The organism is Treponema porcinum, from assembly GCF_900167145.1.
Lineage (GTDB): Bacteria > Spirochaetota > Spirochaetia > Treponematales > Treponemataceae > Treponema_D > Treponema_D porcinum.
Genome location: NZ_FUWG01000002.1, coordinates 210,921 through 235,408 on the forward strand (window position 1 = coordinate 210,921; position 24,488 = coordinate 235,408).

General features: G+C 38.6%; 21 protein-coding genes. 17 read left to right on the forward strand and 4 right to left on the reverse strand.

Translation table 11 applies throughout. The features are described 5' to 3' along the window. Positions 1-4: 4 nt before the first annotated feature. Entirely contained in the window at positions 5-1,108 is a 1,104-nt protein-coding gene (locus B5D55_RS00950; protein ID WP_078932103.1) for a metallophosphoesterase family protein, read from the forward strand. A gap of 370 nt (positions 1,109-1,478) precedes the next feature. Here the strand turns inward: B5D55_RS00950 and B5D55_RS00955 are convergent, their stop codons facing one another. Continuing rightward, positions 1,479-3,935 (reverse strand): hypothetical protein, encoded by a 2,457-nt coding sequence (locus B5D55_RS00955; RefSeq protein WP_078932104.1) that lies wholly within the window; start codon positions 3,933-3,935, stop codon positions 1,479-1,481. Positions 3,936-4,073: 138 nt separating this feature from the next. Here B5D55_RS00955 and B5D55_RS11395 point away from each other — a divergent pair, with 138 nt between their 5' ends. From B5D55_RS11395 to B5D55_RS00990, 7 genes are all read left to right on the forward strand, one after another. Continuing rightward, positions 4,074-4,397: a helix-turn-helix domain-containing protein gene (locus B5D55_RS11395; RefSeq protein WP_143593118.1), complete on the forward strand. Its 324-nt coding sequence runs from the start codon at positions 4,074-4,076 to the stop codon at positions 4,395-4,397. Positions 4,398-4,482: 85 nt separating this feature from the next. After that, positions 4,483-5,190: an SGNH/GDSL hydrolase family protein gene (locus tag B5D55_RS00965; RefSeq protein ID WP_078932106.1), complete on the forward strand. Its 708-nt coding sequence runs from the start codon at positions 4,483-4,485 to the stop codon at positions 5,188-5,190. Between the two features lie 17 nt (positions 5,191-5,207). Then, the gene (locus tag B5D55_RS00970) at positions 5,208-5,771 is read left to right on the forward strand and encodes an ANTAR domain-containing response regulator (protein WP_078932107.1); all 564 of its coding nucleotides are present in this window, start codon (positions 5,208-5,210) and stop codon (positions 5,769-5,771) included. A gap of 4 nt (positions 5,772-5,775) precedes the next feature. Beyond that, positions 5,776-6,405: an epoxyqueuosine reductase QueH gene (locus B5D55_RS00975; RefSeq protein WP_078932108.1), complete on the forward strand. Its 630-nt coding sequence runs from the start codon at positions 5,776-5,778 to the stop codon at positions 6,403-6,405. A 38-nt stretch (positions 6,406-6,443) separates the two neighbouring features. Next, complete coding sequence (locus B5D55_RS00980) at positions 6,444-7,685, forward strand: hypothetical protein (protein WP_078932109.1); 1,242 nt, start codon at positions 6,444-6,446, stop codon at positions 7,683-7,685. Positions 7,686-8,010: 325 nt separating this feature from the next. Continuing rightward, a complete protein-coding gene (locus B5D55_RS00985) occupies positions 8,011-8,574 on the forward strand; it encodes a hypothetical protein (RefSeq protein ID WP_078932110.1) in 564 nt (187 codons plus the stop codon). Between the two features lie 101 nt (positions 8,575-8,675). After that, positions 8,676-10,532, forward strand: coding sequence for a TonB-dependent receptor plug domain-containing protein (locus B5D55_RS00990; RefSeq protein WP_159446118.1), 1,857 nt, complete (start codon positions 8,676-8,678; stop codon positions 10,530-10,532). 31 nt (positions 10,533-10,563) lie between these two features. Here B5D55_RS00990 and B5D55_RS00995 read toward each other — a convergent pair whose 3' ends face one another. The 3 genes from B5D55_RS00995 to gyrB form a co-directional block, all read right to left on the reverse strand. Then, the gene (locus tag B5D55_RS00995) at positions 10,564-10,884 is read right to left on the reverse strand and encodes a hypothetical protein (protein WP_078932112.1); all 321 of its coding nucleotides are present in this window, start codon (positions 10,882-10,884) and stop codon (positions 10,564-10,566) included. A gap of 1,152 nt (positions 10,885-12,036) precedes the next feature. Next, complete coding sequence (gyrA, locus tag B5D55_RS01000; protein ID WP_078932113.1) at positions 12,037-14,517, reverse strand: DNA topoisomerase (ATP-hydrolyzing) subunit A; 2,481 nt, start codon at positions 14,515-14,517, stop codon at positions 12,037-12,039. A 24-nt stretch (positions 14,518-14,541) separates the two neighbouring features. Then, positions 14,542-16,461, reverse strand: a complete 1,920-nt coding sequence (gene gyrB / locus B5D55_RS01005; RefSeq protein WP_078932114.1) for a DNA topoisomerase (ATP-hydrolyzing) subunit B — start codon at positions 16,459-16,461, stop codon at positions 14,542-14,544. A gap of 170 nt (positions 16,462-16,631) precedes the next feature. Here gyrB and dnaA point away from each other — a divergent pair, with 170 nt between their 5' ends. The 9 genes from dnaA to jag all read left to right on the forward strand — a co-directional run bounded on the left by dnaA (position 16,632) and on the right by jag (position 24,486). Next, complete coding sequence (gene dnaA / locus B5D55_RS01010) at positions 16,632-18,065, forward strand: chromosomal replication initiator protein DnaA (protein ID WP_078932115.1); 1,434 nt, start codon at positions 16,632-16,634, stop codon at positions 18,063-18,065. A 246-nt stretch (positions 18,066-18,311) separates the two neighbouring features. Further along, positions 18,312-19,415 carry a DNA polymerase III subunit beta gene (gene dnaN / locus B5D55_RS01015; RefSeq protein WP_078932116.1) on the forward strand — a complete coding sequence of 368 codons (1,104 nt, stop codon included), beginning with the start codon at positions 18,312-18,314 and terminating at the stop codon, positions 19,413-19,415. Between the two features lie 65 nt (positions 19,416-19,480). Beyond that, the gene (gene recF, locus B5D55_RS01020) at positions 19,481-20,587 is read left to right on the forward strand and encodes a DNA replication/repair protein RecF (RefSeq protein WP_078932117.1); all 1,107 of its coding nucleotides are present in this window, start codon (positions 19,481-19,483) and stop codon (positions 20,585-20,587) included. Beyond that, positions 20,574-21,101, forward strand: coding sequence for a DciA family protein (locus B5D55_RS01025; RefSeq protein ID WP_078932118.1), 528 nt, complete (start codon positions 20,574-20,576; stop codon positions 21,099-21,101). Before recF ends, B5D55_RS01025 begins: the two co-directional genes overlap by 14 nt. 76 nt (positions 21,102-21,177) lie before the next feature. Further along, positions 21,178-21,333, forward strand: a complete 156-nt coding sequence (gene rpmH, locus B5D55_RS01030) for a 50S ribosomal protein L34 (RefSeq protein WP_078932119.1) — start codon at positions 21,178-21,180, stop codon at positions 21,331-21,333. 15 nt (positions 21,334-21,348) lie between these two features. Then, positions 21,349-21,708 (forward strand): ribonuclease P protein component, encoded by a 360-nt coding sequence (gene rnpA / locus B5D55_RS01035; RefSeq protein WP_078932120.1) that lies wholly within the window; start codon positions 21,349-21,351, stop codon positions 21,706-21,708. Continuing rightward, positions 21,705-21,926 carry a membrane protein insertion efficiency factor YidD gene (gene yidD, locus B5D55_RS01040; protein WP_078932121.1) on the forward strand — a complete coding sequence of 74 codons (222 nt, stop codon included), beginning with the start codon at positions 21,705-21,707 and terminating at the stop codon, positions 21,924-21,926. The genes rnpA and yidD overlap by 4 nt, the downstream gene beginning before the upstream one ends. 82 nt (positions 21,927-22,008) lie before the next feature. After that, positions 22,009-23,763 carry a membrane protein insertase YidC gene (gene yidC / locus B5D55_RS01045; protein WP_078932122.1) on the forward strand — a complete coding sequence of 585 codons (1,755 nt, stop codon included), beginning with the start codon at positions 22,009-22,011 and terminating at the stop codon, positions 23,761-23,763. 21 nt (positions 23,764-23,784) lie between these two features. Next, positions 23,785-24,486, forward strand: coding sequence for an RNA-binding cell elongation regulator Jag/EloR (gene jag, locus B5D55_RS01050; protein WP_078932123.1), 702 nt, complete (start codon positions 23,785-23,787; stop codon positions 24,484-24,486). Positions 24,487-24,488 lie beyond the last annotated feature (2 nt).

Sequence of the window (24,488 nt, forward strand, 5' to 3'; positions counted from 1 at the left end):
TTTTATGAAATCTATAAAAAAGGCGGTCATTTCTGCCGTAATCATTACACTTTCGTTTTCTGCGCTGTTTGCAAAAGGCAAGGAAAAACAGCCGCTGAAAGCAGAACAGCTCCAGCGACCGCCTCTCCTTCGCATAACGGACAACGGCTTCCGCCTTATATGGAACGATAACAAACCGTCAGCCGCCGTTACGCTCACGGAAAAAGGCGCAAAAACAATCCGAATTCTGCCGGTTACAGGCACTGTTTCGGGCAAAGATTCCGGCTTTTATGCAGATTTTGAAAATCTCACGCCCGGAAAAACATATACCTATAAAATAAGCGGACACAAAAAAGCATCGTTCACCGCTCCGTCCGAAGATTTACCGTTTACTTTTGCCGCAATCTCCGACCACCAGACATTCCCGGAACTGACCGAAAAAGGCTTTAACTGCGTTGCATCAGAAAAGCCGGACTGCATTATTTCTGCCGGAGATATGCTTGAAGACGGAAAAGTAAAGAACTGGAACGAAAACTTTTTTCAGAAAATACCTCTTCTGAACGGAATTCCGTTTGCCGCCGCAGAAGGCAACAACGACACCGGATTTGAACTGTTCAAATCATATCTTGGACTTAAAGACCGCTACTATTCCTGCACTTACGGAAATACGCGCTTTTTGATGATAAATACGAACATTCCCGTCCGCCCGGACTCCGAACAGTACGCCTGGCTTGAAAAAACACTCTCGGAAAATAAATCACGCTGGACAGTCGCCGTATTCCACAAAGGCGCATACCTTTCTTCCGTGCCTGACAAATCGTTCCTAAAAGTCCGCGACGACTTAATTCCCCTGCTTGAAAAATACGGCACAGATTTAATCATAAACGGACACAACCATTTCTACGACCGAACAAGCCCGATAAACGGCATAACATACGTTTCCCTTCCGTGTATGAGCGGTTCAATGACAAAAATACAGGTGAACGAAAACTCTGGCTATTACGGAAAGACAATCCCCGAATTCCGCGGATATGCTTTATGCACCGTAACAAAAGACAGCATACACATCACCGTAAAAGACCTTGACGGCACCGTCCGCGATGAATTTGCGATAAATAAGAAGGAATAATTATTTTTTCACTCTACAAAAATATTGTATTTTTGTAGATTATAGTATATACTCATAACCGCACCCGTTGATTTGGCGGCGTCTTCCGAACTCTACTGGCTTGTGCCTGAATAATAGACTAAGGGAGGCTTACGGTATGATAGATTTGATTATCGCTCTGGTGACTTGTATTGCCACTGTAATTACAACTATTATAACGTTGCTCTCTTTCCTTAATAAGAAAGATAAAGAGTAAAAAATAAACCGCCAGTGCTGGAACACCTTTGGCGGTTTTTTGCTAATCGTGAAGACAGCCCGTTTATCAACGGGTGCGTTCTTTATTTAATATACATCGCTTTTGGTTTTTCTGCAAGGCGATTTTCTGCCGTCCTTACCGCAAAAAGCTGTATTTGTACACAAGCGGGCGCAGTTTTTCAGTGAGGGTGCGGTATGCGGTTTCAAAGGCGGTAAAGCTTACCGGCGGAAAATCGCCGCTTTCGCTACGGGATTTGAGCGCGCCCCTTATCTGGTACCAGCCTGCATCACTGCGATTCAGCTTGTATTTGTCGCGGACGGCCCGTTCGTCGGTGGCAGAAAAATACGCGCGCCACAGTTTTTTGCCTTCTTCAAGAACGGCGCGCGCTTCGGGAGAAAACGGCGAATCTGTGCCGGAAAGGTGCGGCTGTTTTTCTATGTAACGTACCATAAAATCACTTTCAAAACGGTCGGGCGCGTTTACTTCGTCTTCGGTGTATGGAATAAAATGATTTGTAATGCTCCATTCCCGGTTATCCCACACAAGATTATCTGCGCCGGCGGTAAGGTTTGAGCCGTTAAAAAGCATCCACACAAGGCAGTCAGATTTGAATTCGTCGGAAAGTTCGCAGTTCGGCTGAAGGAACTGGTCTCGGTCGTTTATCCAGGTGTGCGGAATTATTCTGCGGACTGTAAAAACAACGGCGGCTTGCCAGAGATTTTCAGGAGTGACATAAAACCCATTTCCGCCACCATACGGAGATGAAAATAAAACAGTCTGCTGCCCGGCGTGCTGAGGATCATTTACACCAGCGTACATATAGGCAATTCCATCATCAGACCATTTACTCACTCTTACTTTTCCCGGAGTCGGTGTAATTGCATTTGACAAAGGGATAACTTCCTGATTATTTGCTCTAGGTCTTTTTATCCACACATTTAAGTATTGGTCATTCGGAATATTATAAAAATATTTCTGACCTATCGGTTTTGCATCTTTATCAAGAACTTCACAGGAAATTTCAGAAGGGAATTCCGTGTATTCTTTGAAAGTTTTCCAAATTAAAAATCCGATTGGAAAATCACCTTTTAAACCGTCAAAACTTTTTGAATGAACAATAAAACCGTCTAAATATTTTATACTTATATTTTTCCGAAATTCTTCAAAATTCGGTGCATTTACATATTTCAATTTACTGAACATTGCAATGGTTACATTTGGAATTTCCTGTACAATACGAGCAAAAAACTGTGTGAAAAGTTCATTGCTTGCTTTTCCATATTTTTCCATTGCAACAGAAGCAAATTTTGTTTTTGCAACACCTGTTTTATTTTCCGCATCTCCTGCACCTTTTGCCGTATTATCTGCGTTTGTCGCTTCCGCATAGGGCGGATTTATCAGCACTAAAATTTTCTTCGCAGGTTTTCCGGCGGCATCTTTTCCGGCTTTAGCTTCGGCAATGGCGGTGCGAAGGCTCTGCGGAATTTTCTCCGTAAGCGTGTAGTCGATTTTTCCGTCGTCGGTGATGTCGTCGTTCAGATAGTCGTACTGAAACCTTGTAGCAGCCCGGCAGGTTTTTGCGGCTTTCATCACGTCTACGTCCGCCTGATCAAGCGTGCTCATAAAAATGTTGCGGTGATTGGAATGTTTTGTTTCAAGGTTTCCCACACCACAGCACATATCCCACACGATGAAGTCACGCTGCCAGTTTTTTCCGAGCGTCCTGTTCAAAAGTTCGTAGGCTTTTTCTACAACGTGAAGCGGCGTAAAGTATGCGCCCTTAAAACTGCGCTCGTCCGTAGGAATAAGGCTGTCGCGCCGTTCCAGAAGATAGTTGCGGTATTCAACTTCCGGCGGACGGTTGTAGATTGCCCAGAATTTCCTGTAGCCGTCATAGTTTCCAAGTTCGTACAGTTTGCCGTCAAGAAGAAAAGTCGGGCGGTTGTTCCTGTGCAGAAGTTCTGCAGGCAGGTTTTCGTGCGTACTTACTGTTCCGTCGCTCATAATGTCTGCAAAAAAAAGAAGGCAGTAGTTTTCCGGCTCTATTCCGCGGATTTCGCGCCCGATCATTTCTACCCAGCGGTCAAAAACCTGCTTTAAGTTGTCCGGCGTAATCTGCGTGCGGATAATTTCGCCTGTGGCAATCGCCTTCTGAACAGTGTCTATAAATTCCTTTTCCTGCGTTTCAATTCTGAACGAAACAAAATGCGTACCGATGTACTGCGAAACGACTTCAAGAGCTTCCTGGGTTACGTCGCTTGCAGACTTTCCCCATTTTATTTTGACTGACTTATCGTTTAAAAGCGAATAGACTGTCTGCGTTTCCATTATGGCGGCTTTTACGCTGTCTATCACGCACAGAAACGGCGGAATTTCCTCGCCCTCTTTTAATGCCTGCGCCACGTAAAAACACAGCTGCGTGAACATTGCGTATGTTGAAACTTTGCACCCGACTTTTGCCTCAAACCATACTTCCTTTGTCTGAATGTCGATGAGGTTTTTCTGATAGCTTTTAAGGTGCAGTGCCTTTATGTACGCGTCCTTTACGTCTTCTTCTGACGATGCTTTCTGAAGTTCTGAAAAAAGGGACATTGAGAGCGGTTTCCTTTTTGAAAAATAAAGCAGTATTTTTTAATTATAACTACTATATTACGCAGTTATTCTGAAATATTACTTCGTTTTTTAGTTGTTGTCAAACAAGAAAACTTCACAATCTTGTAGTCTAAAGTGATGGATTTCAGTAAACATCTCAAATCAGAAATTGATTATTCAGGATTATCTTATAAAGAACTATCTCAAAAATCGGGAGTAGCCGAACGGGCATTATATACGTATGTTGCAACTAAAAATCCATCTATGCCACCGGCAGATGTCACATACAAAATCGCCCGCGCCCTCGGCGTTTCGGTGGAATACCTTGTAACAGGCGGAACGGAAAAAACACCGCAAATTCCGGCAGAAACACGCTTTGTCGCAGAAACCTTCAACACCCTCTCCGAAAACGACAAAAAATCCGTCATCGCTCTCTTAAAAGAAATGAAATCCCACAGATAAAATTACATTTGGTGGACAGTCAAAACCTCCGGCTCATTCAGAAAAATTTGCAACTTTTTTTCCGTTCGATTGTCTTATTTTATATATGGAAAACAACGTACAAAAAATATCAGTCTACGGAGATTCTATTCTGAAAGGTGCAGTTACCGGAACAGGGTCGGGTCATCTTTTTGACATAATCGAAGAAAACAGTCTTTCCCTTGCTTCCCGCGCACTTGGCTTTGAGCTGAACAACCAAAGCGTATTCGGAAGCATCATCACCAAAACCCAGCGCCGTCTTTCAAAGGACATCGAAAAAGGCGTCGTCGGAGAGCTTGCCATAATCGAGTCCGGCGGAAACGACTGCGACTACGACTGGAACGTTGTCTGCGAAAATCCCGGCGCACTTCACCAGCCGCGCGTTGTCCTTGGCGATTTTATACGGATTATCGGCGAAATGGTGAACGCCTGCCGCGAAAACAAAATCACGCCTGTCCTTATGACAATGCCGCCTCTTGTTCCTGACTGGTGGTACGGGCATATCTGCAACAGCTACAATGCGGACGCAGTAAATGCATTTACAAAAAATACGCCGGACGTCCTTTACCGCAACCACGAAATTTACAATATGCACATCGTAAAATTCTGCTATGAAAATAACGTGCAGTTTGTCGATATGCGCCTTGCAATGCTTGAGTCAGAAAACTACAGAAACCTGATGTGCCGCGACGGAATTCACCCGAACGCAGACGGCTACGCATATATGGCAGGCATTTGGGAAAAAGAACTTCCAAAAATCAAAAAAGAATTCTAATATAGTACGCAAGTACTGTGAATTCCATTCTTTTTCTTAAGCAGACCGATTTTTCTCTTTCTTTATTTCCAGAACAGCTGGAGTCCGCCTTTGCAAAAAAAATCGTTACGGACGACATTCTGCAGACGGAAGAATATATTGATGTTGAACAGTTTGACTGCATTGCGGCAGAAGCAAATTCCATTTCCGGCGAACTGAAACAGTTTTTTCTGCGCACGGCACAAAAAACTAATTCTGCGCTTTTACTGCTTGCAGACTCTGCTGAAAAAAACGACGTTATGGAACTTTCTGAAGCCGGAGTAATTGTGTTTACCTCTCCGATAAAAGCAGATGACGTGGAAAAAGCGCTCATCGTATTTGCCGCAAATAAGCGCAGAATTCTTACAGTAGAAACGCAGCTTTCTGCCGAACGGGCGACGATTGAGGAAGAAAGGCTGATTGCCCGCGCAAAAACCGTTCTTGGAAGATACCTTAATATGACGGAACAGCAGGCTCACCGCTACATCGAACGGCAGTCAATGAACCTGCGCCAGTCAAAAATACAGACGGCAGAGAGCATTCTTAAAACATACGAAAGTTAAAATCATGGAAAAAATAAATTATCAGAAACAGCTTGAAAAAATCCTTGAACAGATAAAAACGGCGCATAAAAAACCTAAGCTTCTCCTTCACGCCTGCTGTGCGCCGTGTTCTTCCTACGTCATCGAATATCTTTCTGCGTATTTTGACATAACAATTCTTTACTATAACCCGAACATTTATCCGCAGGAAGAATACGAGCGGCGGCTTTTGGAACTTCAGAATTTTCTTCTGGAATTTCCGCCTGCCGTACAGAACAGCGTTCATCTTGTGGTGCAGGAATATAATCCTCAGGACTTTTATGCAGCAATCAGAATAAACGAAAGCCCGGAGATGGCGCAGGAAAAAGAAAAGGGAGAACGCTGCCGCCGCTGTTACGCGTTCCGCCTTCGCCGTGCCTATGAATACGCTTATCTAAATAACTTTGAATGGTTCACCACAACTCTTTCAATCAGTCCGTTCAAGGACGCAGAAAAAATAAACACTCTCGGAAAACAGATTGAAGAAAATCCAGGTCCAATCTTCCTTTCTTCAGACTTTAAAAAACTCGGCGGATTTAAGCGCAGCCTTGAACTGAGCGCAGAATACGGTCTTTACCGCCAGCAGTATTGCGGCTGTGTCTACTCCAAAAACTAAAACTGTTCAGTTTATTTTTATTGTGATAAAATAAATGAATGAAAACAAAAATTACTTTTAAAAGCATTATATTTTCAATTTCAGCTGCAATAATTCTTTTCTTCATTTTATTTTTTGTCATTCTTTCTCTGCTGAACAAAAAGCCGGTAGCGGCATTCTACGGAATTCCAGAAAACACGCAAAAAGGAATTACAGCCGTCCTTCAAAAAACGCATACCCGCCGGAACAAAAAATCCCTGCCGTACGAAATCGTCATTCTGAATGACACGCTTGATTTAAAGTCTGCAATAAAAAATTCCAAAAAACCTGACATTCTTTTTATATACAACGGCAGGAACGCCGAATATGCAGCTTCTCTTGCCGCCTCCAAAAAAACTGGTTTTGACTCTTCGATTCTTAATGGAATGACGACTTCCGTAAAAGCGACTGCATATTCTGCAAACGGAAAAATCACCGGCGTTCCGCTTCTTATAGACAACTACGAAATAGACGTAAACCTGAATGCTTTTAAAAACAGCGGTATTCCAGCCGTCAATTTCTGGAACGATATTGAGCGCCTTGCAGAAAAAACAAAAAGCGCATCCGTAGTTCCTGTTCTTTTTTCCGCAGGAAATGATGAAATGCTCATAAACGTATTCGGCGCTTTGGTGGAGTCGCTTTCCGGAGTACAGGCGTGGAACAGTATGACGTCAAAACTCAAAGCACTTTCTGACTCCGGGAACATAACCGTTTCTTCCTGCACCGAGCTTATTTCTCAGATGGCACAGGAGGACGGAGAACTTTACAAAGCTCTTTCTATGATTTCTTCCTGGAAAGACTCCGGGCTCATTCCAAAAAATATAACCCAGATAACGTTCAGGGATATAAACGCCTATATGGCGGCGAACCTTACTGCCATTACGTTTATGACTCTTTCACAGCACCGCACTATAGAATACAAGACGATTTCACAGTACAGCTCGATTTACTATCCGTCTTTAAGCTATGCAAACGAACGTCATTTTGCAGCGCCTGTCGTTCTTGCAGTTCCGCTTTCCCAAAATAAAATTGCCCGCAATTCAGTTGAACTTATGGCAAACACCCTTCAGCCGTCGCTCTGCTCGCAGACCGGTCTTGCTCCTGCACAGGCAAATTGCAGTACTCCAGATAAACAATCGGACGACGTACGCTACTGGGTTGCCGCCTCTGGCGCTCCTCTTCCGGCATTATGCGATGCCGCGTTCACCAAAAAAACGGAAAAAGCTGCCTTTGCTTCTGCACTGCGCTCGCTCTTGAAGTAACAGAAAACAATATTGCGTTTTGCTTTTTATTACGCTATCTTATGTCTGTGTATTTCAATGGAATCAAGTACGGCGGCGGTCTGCGAACTGCCGGCAAAGCTTGAGCTGGGTGCGCAACTGTATCGGAAAAAAAAGCTGTTTTCAAAAATCATCAGCATTTTTCAAACTCTGCTGATTATGTCACTGCATTCTGCGGGAAGGCGGAAACAGTTTCCGGAGTCAGGAAACGTTGGTACACGCTAAACTTTTTTACAAGTTTATGCCTTCCGTATGGAACGGCAAACACACAGAAATCTACGCAGTCCCTGGATTTCGGAGCATTTCTATGAAAAGCACACGCTTCTCTTTTGGCAGCGCCGCCACATTCTTAGGCGCACTTTTAATTGTTGTATCATTATCATTCTCTCTTGCATCTTGTAAAACGGCGGATGATGATAATCCCCTTCCGCAAGGAGTTGAAGAACTTTCTTCAGACAGTCCGCTCATCGGAAAATGGAAAGATATTTATGATAGTTATAATACTTACGGTACTTATGACACACAAATATCAACATCATTTATTGAAACATCTAGTTATGACAAACACGAGGGTCAAATCTATATAGGAAAAATTGATGATTATTCCGGATATATTTATTATCAACTTTCAACAAATATCACAGGCTACGATAATTCAAATCAACCTTATACAATTGAATGCAAAGGTAAATGGTCTGCTGTTGCATATTCCAATTTGAAATCAACATCTGTTAATATGTGTGACGCATATAATTCCCAATCAAAATATGATTTTCAGAATTCTTTAGAAGAATGCATATCTTTATACACTATTGACAACGGATATTTTGGAAGTCTATCTACAACAGAATTTTCAAAAATTTCCGACTGATGAAACTTTCTTCACAAAAAGTGGGCATAATTTTTCTGTCCGCTTTTCTTTTTTCTACTTCCGCAATCTCCCAGAATAACGATGTTTCTATAAATAGAAACATGCGCCAGCCGCAAGCTTTTTCATCATCAGATGATACCCAAGACGAAACAACAGAGCCGCCCGAAAATCCTAAAGTCTCTTTACCGCACCTGTACACCTACATCAATTCCGGCATCGTTGAACAGCGGCAGTCGTACACACGTGAAGAGATTGAACGTACAAATGCAGAAAGCATTACTTCGTTTTTTCAGGCGGCAGGAATTCAAATTCTTTCGTACGGCGCATACGGTCTGGAGTCAAAACCGTCCGTCCGTGGATTTACAGATGAAACAGTCCGCATCGTCATAGACGGAATTTGCGTAAACAACGCCCAGTACGGAACGTTCGATTTTTCCACAATAAACACCGCAGACATAGAAAAAATTGAAATCGTAAAAGGCGGATTTACCGAGCAGGTTTCGGACGAAGGAGCTGTAGGCGGCGCTATTTATATCACCACCAAAAAACAGACGCTCGGACATCATTTTTCGGCAGACTCATCGGTAAAAACTTTTTTCAATAAAAATTCTCCGTTCGACACATTCTGCCAGAAATTCGGCTACAGCGGACAGATTTCAGAAAATACGTTCCTCAAAACAAACATAAAAGGAACGGCGGCGCAGAATAAATATCCGTTCATCAACTATAAAAACAAAACGTCCGTCCGCGAACATTCATCAGTATATGACGGAAACAGCGACATAAAACTTTCGCACTTTTTTGGAAACGGAAACAACTGGAATATCGGAAATTCAACGTATGCCGCCCGTAAAGAAATTCCAGGTCCTGAAACTTCCCTTACAACAGGAATTCAAAAAGACTTTGACAACAACCTTTCTTTTAACGTTTCCTTTCCGTCCATAAATCAGTCACTTAAACTGGACGGAAATGCCGCCTGGCTCTCAAACACAAGGTTCTACGAGGAACAAACGGAAAGCCGCCACTACGTAAACAGTTTCATTCTTTCTTCCGCCGCAGACTTTTATAAATACGAACGTTTCCAGCAGGCGGCTGGAATTACGCTGAATGTAACGCATTTAAATTCCACGGACGATGGAATTCATACTCTTTTTTCGGGAACATTCAAAGAAACAAGCAGATTTTTTCTGAACGATATTTTTTCTGTTACAGTTCCGCTTTCAATTAAATTCAGCGGAAAAAACATCGCATTCATTCCAAAGCTGGGAATACGCGCATCTTTCAAATATGCAGCCATTATGCTGAACGGCTACCGTATGGTTCAGTTTCCAAATATGGACGATTTATACTGGGGAGATTCTTCCTACGCCTGCGGCAACCCGGATTTAACGCCGGAATACGGATGGGGCGCAGAATGTACGGTAAATGCTCACAATATATTCATTCCGTTTTCAATCTGCGTTTTTACGAATTATTACACAAATAAAATACAGTGGTCATCAAATTCTTCCGGAAAATGGATGCCGCAGAATGTTGCCTCCGCCTTTTATCTTGGACTTGACGTATCGTTTGAAAAAACATTTTTCTCTGTTCTTACCGTAAAAGGCAATGTCGAATATCTGCATAATCAGCTTCTGGATAAATCAAACAAACTTACATACGGAAACCGCATAATGTGGACTCCGGATTTTGTCGGATCTCTTATAGTTTCGCTGAATGCAAAATATGTTTTCATCTCCGTAGAATCAAATTATGTAGGGAAAAAATATATTTCCAATCTAAATACATCATACACAGACCCGTACTTTTTGCTTAATTCCTCAATGGAATTTCAATTCTGGGAACACATAAAACCTTACATAAGAATTGAAAACATACTTGATGCAGATTACGAGGCTGTTCCAGACTACCCTATGCCCGGAATTTCCGCATCGGCCGGAATAAAATGTACTTTCTGATTTTCAGACAAATAATTCCCAAGGTAAAAACTTATTTCATTTTAAGTGAAAAAATAATAAGCGAAAAACTTATTATGAGAATAATTACATACAGCAATGCAAAAAACGGAAAAACAGACGGAAAGAATTTTGCAATAATACCGCAGAAAACAGTAAAAGCGCCTATTCCCATAGAAACAGAACCGCATAATTTTCCTGCCTTTACAAGATGTCTTGATTTTTTTACATCTTCAACAGACTGTGATAATTTTTTCAAATAACCGTCTGACATAAAGAAAAGTCCTGTGGCAATAAAAACAATTCCGAATATTATAAAAAAAATCATAATTAAAAGAGTTTTTGTACTGTCCATAATTTTTTATCGGAACTTTATTTAATGAACTTTAAAAATCAAAAACTGACAAAAACGCTGCTTCGGTAAAATCAAACGTATTAAGTCAGCGCGCAGAAAAATAATTACATCCAGAAATAAATATTTCCGCACGAATAAAAAAGACGTTTTTAACTAACAGTGCTGACGATGCATTACGGCAAAATATAAAAACAACCGTTCGTTTGTTAAAATAAACTATTCTTAATCAACACCCAGAATAAAGCACAGAAGAAATATTTACAGTTTCGAAGAATTTAGCTTATCCGCAAAAATAACATTCATTCGTTAATTATTTTTATCATCTTCCATTTTGAAACGACTGATGATAATTTCAATAATGTTTCACGAGAAACTTTTTAGTTATCCACATTTAGTTAACAATTTGTGGATAAACTGATGTTTCACGTGGAACAATAAAGCAGATTTACATGAAAACAAACTACCTTTATTCTTTAACTTATTTTTGATGAATAAAAAAAATAATCAGACGAATTATATTTTCATCTTAAATAAAATTGTTGTAAGAACCATAGATTGTTTCACGAGAAACATTATTACTCAAACCTTATACAGCAAATAAAAATCAGTCATAAAATCTGCATATAACGTTTCACGTGGAACATTTAATAATTAAAAAAGCTTCAATGATTTTCTAATCAAATAACTGCTAATGTGCAGTTACTTTTTCTGAAATATAAAATTTCCTGTACGATATAATTTATAAAATCCACCGGGTAAAAATTTTAGAATAGTTACTGCCTTTCCATAAAAACTGCTCATCCGCAAGAATAAAAAAATCACTATAGAACAATATATTCCACGTGAAACAAATATAAAAACAACTGTATAAAGTTATCCACATTTAGTTAACAATTTGTGGATAACTTTATAAAAGCAAAAAATTTTATTTTATTAAAATAGTTTCACGTGGAACTTCTCGTTAAAAAGAAAGACCAGTCAATAAAAATTGACTGGTCCTGCCTGATGATGTATTTATTTTTCCCGGCTGAAAATAATTCAGCTTCCCACTTCTAAAAGTATAATAGAATAAATTTTTTTTGTCATCATATTTATAGATAAAAATGCATAATATTTCATTTTATTTATTTCTATATATTATAACAAATTAAACTATTCTTTATTATCTTCTCCCGGAACTTTATCAATTCCTACGAGGAAATCAGGTTCAGAAACTTTTACTACCTTTACGCCCGTAGAGCCAGTTCCCTGCTGATTTATTGTATTTGCCAGAACGCGCAGTGTCTTACCCTGGCTTGTCATACATACAACTTCATCGTCGTCCTTTACAGTAAGAAGTCCGATAATTTCGCCGCGTTCTTCAGTTTTTCCAAAAATCTTCTGTCCACCTGTTCCACGTCCGTGAGGATTAAAATCCTCAAACCTTACGCGCTTACCGTATCCTTTTTCAGTAAGAAGAAGTATAGTTTCTCCTTCCTTTACCTGAATTGCTCCTGAAATTTCATCACCTTCAGAAAGTTTCATTCCGCGGATACCGCAGCTGGCTCTTCCCATTTCACGGACAGTATTCTCGCTGAAACGAAGCGCCTTTCCGCGTCGCGTAACAAGAAGTACCTCAGATTTTCCGTCTGTAGGAATTGCACTGATAAGTTTATCGCCGTTCTTAAGCTTCAATCCGATAATGCCGCGAGTCTTTGCATTTGCAAATTCACTTGTCTGAACTTTTTTTACAATACCGTTTGAAGTAGTCATAAACAGATACTGTGTATCGCTGAATTCTCGCAAGGTAACGACAGTCGTAATTTCTTCGTCAGCACCAATAGCAATCATACTCTTTATGTGAGTTCCGCGGCTGTTCTTGGAAGACTCTGGTATTTCGTGAACTTTTATCCAGTATGCCCTTCCGGCATTTGTTACGAACAGAATATAATCGTGGGTAGAACCGATGAACAGCTGGCTGATGTAATCGTCTTCAAGAAGGGCTGTACTGTTGCTGCCTGTTCCTCCCCTACCCTGTTTTTTATATGCAGAAACAGAAACACGTTTCATATAACCAAGTTTAGAAATCATAACAACCATGTCTTCTTCCTTAATCATATCTTCAACGTTTATTTCTTCTACTTCATCGGCAACGATGTCTGTTCTTCTGTCATCGCCGTATTTTTCTGCCATTTCATTTGTTTCTTTCTTAATAAGGTCAAGAATTTTCTCGTGATGTTCAAGCAAATCTTTCAGATAATCAATATATGCCTGAAGCTCACGGATTTCTTTCTGCAAATCTTCAATCTGCAAATGAGTAAGCCGTTTAAGCTGCATATCAACTATTGCCTGAGCCTGTTCATCATCAAAAGAAAAACGGGCTTCAAGCTGATTTTTTGCATCTTCTGTATCACGGCTTGCTTTTATAATCTTTATGACTTCGTCAATATTATTGATTGCAGTAATAAGAGCTTCAAGAATATGCATTCTGTGCTGTGCAATTTTTAAATCATACTGCGTTCTTCGGGTAATGACTTCATCACGATGAGAGACAAAATACTGAATTAACTGTTTTAGGGTAAGGACTTCCGGTTTAAGATAGCGCATTCCGTTGTCTTTCTTAACAGGAACAAGAGCAAGATTGATGACGCCGAAATTTGACTGCAAGTCTGTCTTTGCAAAAAGCTGGTTCAGTACAAGTTTTGTTATTGCACCTTTTTTCAAATCGACTACAAGACGCATTCCGGAACGGTCAGATGATTCATCATTTGCATTTACAATTCCGTCAATCTGCTTGTCACGGATAAGTTCTTTTATACGGCGGATAATATTAGTTGTATTAACTCCGTACGGAACTTCCGTAAAAACAATGGACTCACGACCGTGCTTGTCTGTTTCAATGGAAAATTTTGAACGTATGGTTATTTTTCCGCGTCCGGTAGAATAAGCTTTTTTTATTCCGTCCTTTCCATAGATTATTCCGCCTGTCGGAAAATCAGGACCTTTTATGTGAGTCATCAGCTGTTCTATGGAAATATCATTATTTTCAATATATGCACAGATTGCAGCAGAAACTTCACGAAGGTTATGAGTCGGCATATTTGTAGCCATTCCGACTGCAATACCTGTTGTTCCGTTACAAAGCAGGAAAGGAAATTTTGAAGGAAGAACAGAAGGTTCTTTTGTGCTGTCATCAAAGTTAGGAATCATATCAACTGTTTCCTTACTGATGTCAGCAACCATTTCTTCCGTAATCTTAGACATTTTTGCTTCGGTATAACGGTATGCAGCCGGAGGGTCACCTGCAATCGTACCGAAGTTTCCCTGCGGAGTAACCGTCGTATATCTCTGCGAAAAATCCTGTCCAAGACGGACAAGTGCATCGTAAACAGAAGCATCTCCGTGAGGATGATAATGTCCTAAAACTTCACCTACAATCGTAGCACATTTTTTTGTTTTTCCGCTGGATGCAAGATGAAGAGTATCCATTGCATACATAATTCTTCGGTGAACAGGTTTAAGTCCGTCGCGGACATCAGGCAAAGCACGCTGAACAATTACGGACATTGAATAGTCAATGTATGCCTGTTTTACTTCATCTTCAATTGATATTTTTATTACTTTTCCACCTTCTGGTGTTGTTATTTCTTCCATTTCTATTTTCCTGTTTTTCTACGGTTATATATCCAGATTAGCATAGCTTGAGTTTTCTTCAATGAACCGACGGCGCGGCTCTACTTCTTCGCCCATACATACGCTGAAAATTTTATCTGCTGCAATTGCATCTGGAATTGTTACGACACGCATTTTCCGGCGCGCAGGATCCATTGTAGTTTCCCACAACTGTTTTCCGTCCATTTCACCAAGACCTTTGTAACGCTGAACGTCAGCCTTGTCTCTCTGTTCTCCCAGTGCTTCAAGTGCGGAATCTCGTTCTGCATCGCTATAACAGTAAACAGGCTCTTTTTTTCCAAGCTGTACTTTGAAAAGAGGAGGCATTGCAAGATAAACATAGCCTTTTTCAATTATTTGAGGCATATACCTGAAAAAGAAAGTCAGAAGAAGCGTACGGATATGAGAACCGTCTACATCGGCATCTGCCATAATGATAATTTTATGATAACGCAGTTTTTCTATATTAAAATCTTTTCCAAAACCTGTTCCTAAAGAAGCAATTACAGGTTCAAGCTTGTCATTGTTCATTACTTTTTCAGGGCGGACTTTTTCAACATTGAGCATTTTTCCCCACAAAGGAAGAATTGCCTGAGTTTTTGGATCGCGTCCTTTTTTTGCAGAACCGCCTGCAGAATCTCCCTCTACGATATAAACTTCGCACATTTCAGGATTTTTTAAAGAACAATCCGCAAGTTTTTCCGGAAGCCCAAATCCGTCTGACATCGACTTTTTACGAGCGTTATCCTTTGCCTTTCGGGCAGCAATACGCGCTTTTGCTTCATCCATTGCTTTTTTAAGGATAGATTCAAGAACATCAGGATTTTGTTCAAAGAAAATCGTAAGTTTTTCTTTTACAATCTGATCAACTATTGTACGAACTTCTGTATTGCCAAGTTTTTCTTTTGTCTGACCTTCAAATTCAGGTTCAGGAACTTTCATTGAAATAACAGCTGTAAGACCTGAGCGGACATCTTCGCCCATCAGCTTTTCGTCTTTCTCAAAACTTTTCTTGAGTTTTTCATTGGCATCAAGACTTTTATTCAAAACGTATGTCAGTGCATTTTTAAATCCGTCAAGATGAGTTCCACCGTCCCGTGTATTGATGTCATTAACGAAAGTATGGATATTTTCTGAATATGAATTATTGTACTGAATTGAAATTTCTGTGATGACTTCGTCTTTTTCTTCATTTATGTAAATAGGTTCCGGCGGAACGACAGGCTTTCCTTCATTTAAATCCTTTACGAATTCGTTTATACCGCCTTCATATTTTAAAATTTCTTCCTTAGTATTTTCCAGGCGTTCATCCCTGAATTTTATAACTATTCCTTTATTCAAAAAGGCAAGTTCCCTAAGGCGAAGTTTTAAAACATCGTAATCATACGTTGTTGTTTCCGTAAAAATTGTTTTGTCTGCTTTCCAGCGTATAGTCGTTCCGTGTGCATCAGAATTTCCGATTTCTTCTACTTTTGTTTTTGGAACGCCTATTTCAAATTTCTGCCGGTAAATATGACCGTCACGGATTACGGTTGCTTCCATCCAGGTAGAAAGTGCATTTACGCAGGAAACGCCTACTCCGTGAAGACCTCCTGATACTTTATAAGAACCTTTGTCAAATTTTCCGCCGGCGTGAAGGCGCGTAAGAACAAGCTCAAGGGCGCTTACGTGTTCCGTAGGATGCATATCAACAGGAATTCCGCGTCCGTTATCTTCAACGCGTACAATATCGTCTTTTTCAAGTGCTACTGTAACAGTGTCGCAGTATCCTGCCATTGCTTCATCGATACTGTTATCTACAACTTCATAAACAAGATGATGAAGCCCTCTAGGACCTGTTGAGCCGATGTACATTCCCGGGCGTTTTCTAACAGCCTCTAATCCTTTTAATACCTGAATATTACCAGCATCATAAGTAGCAGACATTTATTTATCCTTGATTTTTGTTCTATCATCCACCTGAAAACTATTTTGAAAATCATAGATTTGAAAAAACATATAATTTTAGGTGCTTTATATAGAAAATACTTGTAAAATTATTTTTTAAAGTATACTTATATTGAAAAAAAAAGTAAAGACTGTTTATAATTTGGGATATGAGCGACAATAATCTGAAAGAAGTATGGCTGTTTGCAATGGATCAGCTGAAAAATGAATACAAATTACAGGGTGAAGAAAAAGAAAAAGAATTCACTTTGTGGTTCAATATGAATTATATAGAAGATAACATAGATACTATAAAAGTTTCCGTTCCTAATCAGTTTATGTGGAATTCAATGAAATCAAAGGGAAACGTAGATAAAGTAATCGAAAAAATAAAGGAAATATCAGGGCTTCCTCATATAGAAATTATCCCAGAAATAAAAAACGAAATGATTTTTTCAGAAAAATCAGAAGAAAAGGAAACTGAAAATCTTTCGGAAAAAATTAAAAAAGAAGAAAAAAAACAGAAATATGATTATGAACAGTTAGACTCAAAAGAAATAAAAAACAACACACTTAATGAAAACTTTACCTTTGATAATTTTATTACCGGTGAAGGAAGTTCCAGTAATTTTGCCTATAAAGTTGCCCTTGCAGTTGCGGAAAATCCCGGCACAAAAACAAATCCTATATTGTTATACGGCGGTGTAGGTCTTGGAAAAACCCATTTGATGCAGGCAATAGGTAACAGGATTTATGAAAAATACGGAACTTCAAAAAAAATATGCTATATTCAGGCAGAATCTTTTTTGAATGAATTTACAAATTCCCTTTTAACAAAAACAGCGGATAAATTCAAAAATAAATACCGAAAACTTGACGTTCTTTTAATTGATGACATCCAGTTTCTTCAGGGAAAGGAAGGAATACAGCAGGAACTTTTTTATGTATTTGAAGCTCTTCATAAAAACAAGGCACAGATGGTTTTTACCTGTGACCGCCCTTTAAAAGAAATTGAAAAAATGGAGGAACGTCTTGTAAGCCGCCTTGGTTCGGGAATGAGCCTTGACCTTCAGCCGCCTAATTTTGAAACAAGAAAAGCCATCATCTATAAAAAACTCGAAAATGAAGGAAAAACACTTTCTGATGATGTTGTAGATGTAATTTCCAAATCTGTTGAAACAAACATACGTGATCTTGAGGCGGCTCTTAACAAAATCATTAACTATTCAGATATTTTTGAAACGGAAATAACGGCAGAAATCGCGCAGCAGCAGCTTCAGGACTTATACAGTTCTCCTGCCGTAGGAAACATATCAATAAAAAACATTATGGAAGTAGTTGCAAAAAACTATCAGATTTCTATTGCTGACTTAAAAAGCAAAAAGCGCGATAAAAAATTCGTTCATCCCCGTCATATTGCCCTTTACATTGCAAAAGAACTTACGGAATATACATTTTCTGATTTAGGAAATGAATTCGGCGGAAGAGATCATTCGTCAATTATGCATGCCTGTGACAAAGTAAAGGAACAGATAAAAACAGACCCTATTTTTAATCAGAAAATAAATATTCTTATAAAGGAGATAAAAGAATATAAAAAATAAAGACATTATTGTTAATAATGTGCTAAAATAAGTGGATAACTTGTACATAAAACCATCTTTAAAGTGAGTTAAGTGAATAAGTTAATTTAAAGTGAAAAACATACATTCTTTTATGAACTTTAAATTTATTTATAACATAAAGAATTAAAAAGTTTTCCACTTTAAACACATATTTATTATTATCATTATTAAATTTACTAAATTTAGTAAATTCATAAGTATGCATAAAATTGTAAGGAGACATCTATGAAATTTAATTTCGACAGAGATGCAATGATTAAAGAAGTTTCAATTGCACAAGAAATTATTACAAACAAAAGTCCTATTTCAATACTTTCAAATATTCTTCTTATTGCACAGGACAATACGCTGACAATAAAGGCGTCTGATACTTCAGTCAATTATATGACTCAAATTCCTGTAGATGTAATTGAAGAAGGAAGCACTACGATTTTCTGTGATAAATTTATGAGCATTCTTACAGCTTCTCCGTCCGGTGAAATTGAATTTGACCAAAGTGATATAAAAGTTACGATAAAACCTGCTGCAAAGAAAATAAAATTCCAGCTGAAAAGCATTGCAAGTGAAAAATTTGCTGACATTCCGACGGCTGTAGATGTTCCTTTCTTTGAAGTTCCTGCAAAAGAATTCAAGCAGATGATTCAGCAGACTATTTTTTCCGTATCGGAAGACCAGAACCGCTTTTTTATGACAGGCGTTTATTTTACGAAAAAAGACGACAAATTCGTAATGGTTTCTACTGATGCACGCCGTCTTTCCTACAGCGAAAAAGAACTTGCTCCGGGAGTAGATTTTTCTTCTGCAATCGTTCCTACTAAAATCCTGCGCTGTATTCTTAAAAATGCTCCTGACGAAGGAAACATATCTCTTGCTATTGTAGACAAACTGATTTTCGTGCGTTTCGGAAATTATGAGTTCTCTTCAAAACTTATTGACGGACAGTATCCTAACTATCAGAAAGTAATTCCTGAGTCACAGGTTCATTCATTTCAGGTAAACAAATCTGATTTTGAATCTGCCTTAAAGCGCATAGAAATTATGATTGATAAAAAAGTCGGAAGAATTGTATTTAAAATAGCTCCAGGCATACTTCGCCTCAGTTCTCCTGAATCAGAATTGGGAACAGCTGACGAGGAAATACCGTGCCGTTACGACGGAGAAGAAATTTCAATCGCTTTGAATGACAGATATGTGTCTGACCCTCTTAAAACTATAGAAAGTGAAAATATTGTATTTGAATTCACAGAAGCGATGAGAGCAGTTACTATGCGTCCTGAACCGGCAGATTATTATTTCCACATAATTATGCCTATGAACCTTACAAATTAAAATAAAAAATAAACAGGCGTTCTGAATATCTGTTCAGAACGCTTTTTTTTTTGTATTTTTATGATATGCCTTTTCTTTCTTTAAATCTTTGTAATTTCCGCAATTTAAAAAATGACATCATAAATCTGGCTTTTAAAGAAGTTTATTTTGCAGGTGAAAACGGTCAGGGAAAAAGCAATTTACTGGAAGCGCTTTACTATTCTGCATACGGTTCTTCGTTCAGGACTCATATTGATTCACAGATAATAAAATACGGTCAGCAGAATTTCAGCATATCTTCTTTTTATACGAACAGCAGCGAAAGTACGCAACAGATACGCGTTATATATGACAAAGGTAAAAAGCAGATTGAAAAAAATGGAAAGAAAATTCACGATAGAAAAGAGCTTATAAATACTATTCCTTGTGTTCTTTTTTGTCATAACGATATGAGGTTTGCTACAGGAGAACCGGAACACCGGCGCTTTTTTTTAGACCAGTCTTTGACTATGTACGACAGTTTGTATATAGACGATTTACGGAATTACAGAAAAATTTTAAAAACACGAAATCTTTTGTTGAAAGAAAAAAATTATTCAATGATTGATATTTATGATGTTCAGCTTGCCCAGAAAGGACTTGAAATTCAAAAAAAGCGGAAAAATGCCATTTTTCAGTTTAATGAAATATTCGGGAAACTTTATGAACAGATTTCTGGGATAGAAGGCGTTTTCATTCAGTATATTCCGTCCTGGAAAGAAATAAAAATGGAAATAGGAACAAAATTTCCTGATGTAAATGACGTTCTTTCCGTTCTTTCTGAAAAACGAGAGCAGGACAAAATAATGTGTACTACAATGAGCGGTCCTCATCGTGATAAAATTGTTTTTGTAAAAGACGGAAGTCAATTTGTTCCAAACGCATCTACAGGTCAATGCCGCCTTATTTCTCTTTTACTGCGTGTTGCGCAGGCTGTTTACTATACGCGCATAACAGGAATAAAACCTGTTCTTTTAATGGACGACGTTATGCTTGAACTTGACCCTGAAAAACGACAGAAACTTACGGCAATGCTTCCGGAATATGACCAGCTTTTCTGCACTTTTTTACCCGGAGAACCGTACGAACGGTATAAAAAAGAGTCGACTAAAATTTATACTATAAAAAACGGAGAATGGAATGAACAAAAGTGAAGTAATTTCTTGCACAGATATGATATTAAATACGTTTTCTTCGATTGAAAAAGAAGCGTTCAATAAAAATACAAAGTTCATTTCTGTGTGGAAAAAAGTAGTTACAAAAATAAACGGATGCGGTCAGAAACTTTATGAACATTCTTCGCTGATAGAAATAAAAAACGGAATACTTCTAATTGAAGCAGATCATCCCGGCTGGATACAGCTTTTTCAGATGAATTCAAAATTTATTGTAAAGGGAATTTCAATGTATGCTCCTGAAATGGACGTAAAATCTCTTGCATTCAGGCTGAAAGGCAGTAATGCCCTGCTTCATAACGTTGACTATGACGAAGTTATGTCGAAAGAAAAAGAGATTATGAGAAAAAAATATGAAAATGATGAAAAAATAATTCAAGATACTGTCAGAAAAGTCGAAAATGAATGTACTTTATACGAACTTCCGCCTGAATTGCTTTCAAAATTTGAAAGTATGAAAAGCAGTGTGTTGACCAAGAATGAAAATAAATGATATATTTTCATACTGTCATTTTTGAAGATTTTTTAAATCGTAAATAAATTGAATCTAATTTAAGGAGTATAGTTCTATGTTACGGACATATCAACCTAGTAAAGTAAAGCGCAATAGAAAATTTGGTTTCAGAGCACGTATGGCTACTAAAGGCGGACGCAAAGTTCTTGCACGCAGACGCGCAAAGGGCCGCAAGAAGCTTACTGTTTCTGATGAAAAGAAGCCTTATTGATAAAATTAACTAGGGATGGAAAAAGATTTTAAGACAGGCTTTTTTAAACGGGAAGAACGTATAAAAAATCCTGTTGAATTTAAGAGCCTGTTTAAAAACGGAAAAAAGGCAAGTATTTCCGGTGCTAAAATTTTCATTCTTGAAAATGCACTGGAAATAAACAGAGTTGGATTTCCTTTGCCACGCGGCTACGGTAACGCAGTGCAAAGGAACTTGTCTAAACGTTACAGCCGTGAAGTCTATCGTTTACTAAAAGCACATTTGAACACCGGTTATGACATATTGTTATTGGTATATCCGGGGAATGATTCGTTCAGCACGCGATGTGTTCAATTTCGTACATTGTTTATTAAAGTAGGATTATTAAAAGAGTGAAAAATTTTTTAGGAAATTTTCTCTGCTTGTTTATCCGTATTTATCAAAAATATATTTCTCCGTTGTTTCCTGGATGCTGCAGGTTCACTCCGACGTGTTCCGAGTATGCTATTGAGGCAATAAAAAAATATGGTTCTGGTAAAGGAACTTTTCTGGCAATAAAACGAATAATAAGATGTAATCCATATTCTAAAGGCGGTTACGACCCTGTACCGTAATTTTTTCGTGCAGGGAGTTTAATGCCCCGATTAACTGTGCCGGGGTTATTGATTAGAAAAGAAAACTTATACGGAGAAAAGGATGAATAAAAACACCTTAATCGCAATAATCCTTTCTACTGTTGTAGTTGCCGTATCATTTATTCTTCAGCCAATTTTGTTTCCGGGAGTATATGAGCCGGAGCAGCCTGTTAATGAAGGATATTCTGAAACGGAACAGACAGCAGCAATATCAGAAGAAAAAGATAAAAAAGAAGCTGTTTTTTCAGAAATTCTGTCTGACGAAGCTGTAAGTGAAAAACAGATTACAATAAAGACAGAAAAAGCAGAAATTGTACTTACAAACCGCGGAGGCGATATTGTAAGTTACAAATTGAACGATCATATTGACGTTGATACTCAGGAAGGCGTCCAGATGGTTGATAACGTTACTGACAGAAACAGGGCGTGTTCAATGAGTTTTGGAGAAGCAGATTCTCCGGTTATAAATTCGTTGTTCAACGTTGACCAGAAAGACGAAAATACAGTTCTTTTTTCAAAGAAATTTACTGTAAGGAATGATGACGGTTCAGAAAGCAGTTTTATACTTGGAAAGAGATATACGTTTGTTCCAAATGAATATATGTTCAGGCTGGATATTCTTATTCACGGAGAAAATGAAAATACGGTAATAAATGTAGGAAATGCCGGCTATACGCTCAGGACTTCTCCGCAGATAGGACCGCATTTTGATCCGAAAATAAACCGCTATGAAAACAGGCAGTTTATTTCTTTCAACGGTAATAAGGCAAAAAGACAGGTTATAGGTTCAAAACAGTTTAAATCTTACAATAAAGAATATATATGGAACGGAATTGCCGGAAAGTATTTTGTAGAGCTTGCCATTCCTGAAAAATCCCAGAGTATGGATTTTACATATTATTCCACCCTTATAGAAACGGATGATTATGCGAATGCGCAGGCAATTATGGTCAGAAAGCCTGTAAAAGCGCAGGACGTACAGGATACATACTATATGTATTTTGGACCGCGCAACGAAAAAGATTTGAAAATATACAATGTTGCAGAAAACAACAGCTGGAATTTAAGCGGTCAGCGTCTTTCAGAGTGCCTTCAGTCAAACGGCTGGCTCGGCTGGCTTGAAACAATACTTAAATGGCTTATGGAAATCATCAATAAATTCACCAAAAATTGGGGAGTTTCCATTATTTTGATGACTATTTTAATTAAGCTGATTATGTTCCCTTTCACAAAAAATCAGTCGCTTTCAACGCTTAAAATGCAGGAAATCCAGCCGAAAATTCAGGCAATTCAGACAAAATATAAGGATAATCCGCAGAAACAGCAGGAAGCAATGGCAAATATCTATAAGGAAGCAGGATATAATCCGATGAGCGGATGTCTTCCGATGATTGTTCAGTTCCTTATTCTTTTTGCAATGTACAATCTGTTCAATAACTATTTTGAATTCCGCGGAGCAAGTTTCATTGACGGATGGATTTCAGATCTTTCTACTGGAGATACGGTTCATACGTTTGTAAGAAACATTCCTTTCTTTGGCAACCAGCTGCGCATTCTCCCGATGATTTATCTTGCTTCACAGTTGTTTTACGGAAAAATTACGGGTAACGGCGGAACGGCTGCTGCCGGTTCTACAAAAACACAGATGAATATGATGATGTACGGAATGCCTGTCATATTCTTCTTTATTTTTTACAATGCGCCTTCAGGACTCCTTCTGTATTGGACAGTAAGCAATATTTTCCAGATGATACAGCAGATAATCATCAACAATACGATGAAGCAGAAAAAAATTGAAATGGCAAAACGAAAATAATATTTTTTAGAGGTTATATAAATGACATACGAATTTGAAGGTAAAACTGAAAAAGAAGCAATTGAACTTGCCGCAAATGAGTTAGGACTTCAGCGCGACCAGTTTGATGTTGAAATTCTTGAAACACAAAAAACATCTTTATTCAAAAAAGGATATGTTAAGATTTGTGTTCATACAGCAGATGATGAACCAAGGTCAAGAGGTTCTAAATTTGAATCTTCCGCTGCATCAGGCGGAACAATAGCTGATCCTGTTCCGCAGGGCGTTTTTGAAGAAAAACTCGTTGATTTTATCAAGAACGTTATTGAAAAGATGGGATATGAAGTAAAGGCAGGAATTGTGTTCCGCGAGGAAAAAAAGCTCGGCATAAAACTTGATTCCGAACATTCTTCGATCCTCATAGGAAGAAAGGGAAAAAATCTTGACGCTCTTCAGCTTCTGGCAAACATTTATGCAGGACGGCTTGGTCACGAAGAAATCCGCGTAATTCTTGATACAGAAAACTACAGAATCCGCCGCGAAGAATCTCTTGTCCGCCTTGCTTATACGACGGCAGATAAAGTTCACCAGACACATCAGTCAATTCTGCTTGAGCCGATGAATCCGTTTGAGCGTCGTCTCATTCACACGACGTTGAACGATATTCCTGATATTGATACAAAATCTGAAGGCGAAGGATTGTACAAGCAGGTTCGCATCAGTTATAAAGGATTTGCAAGATAATA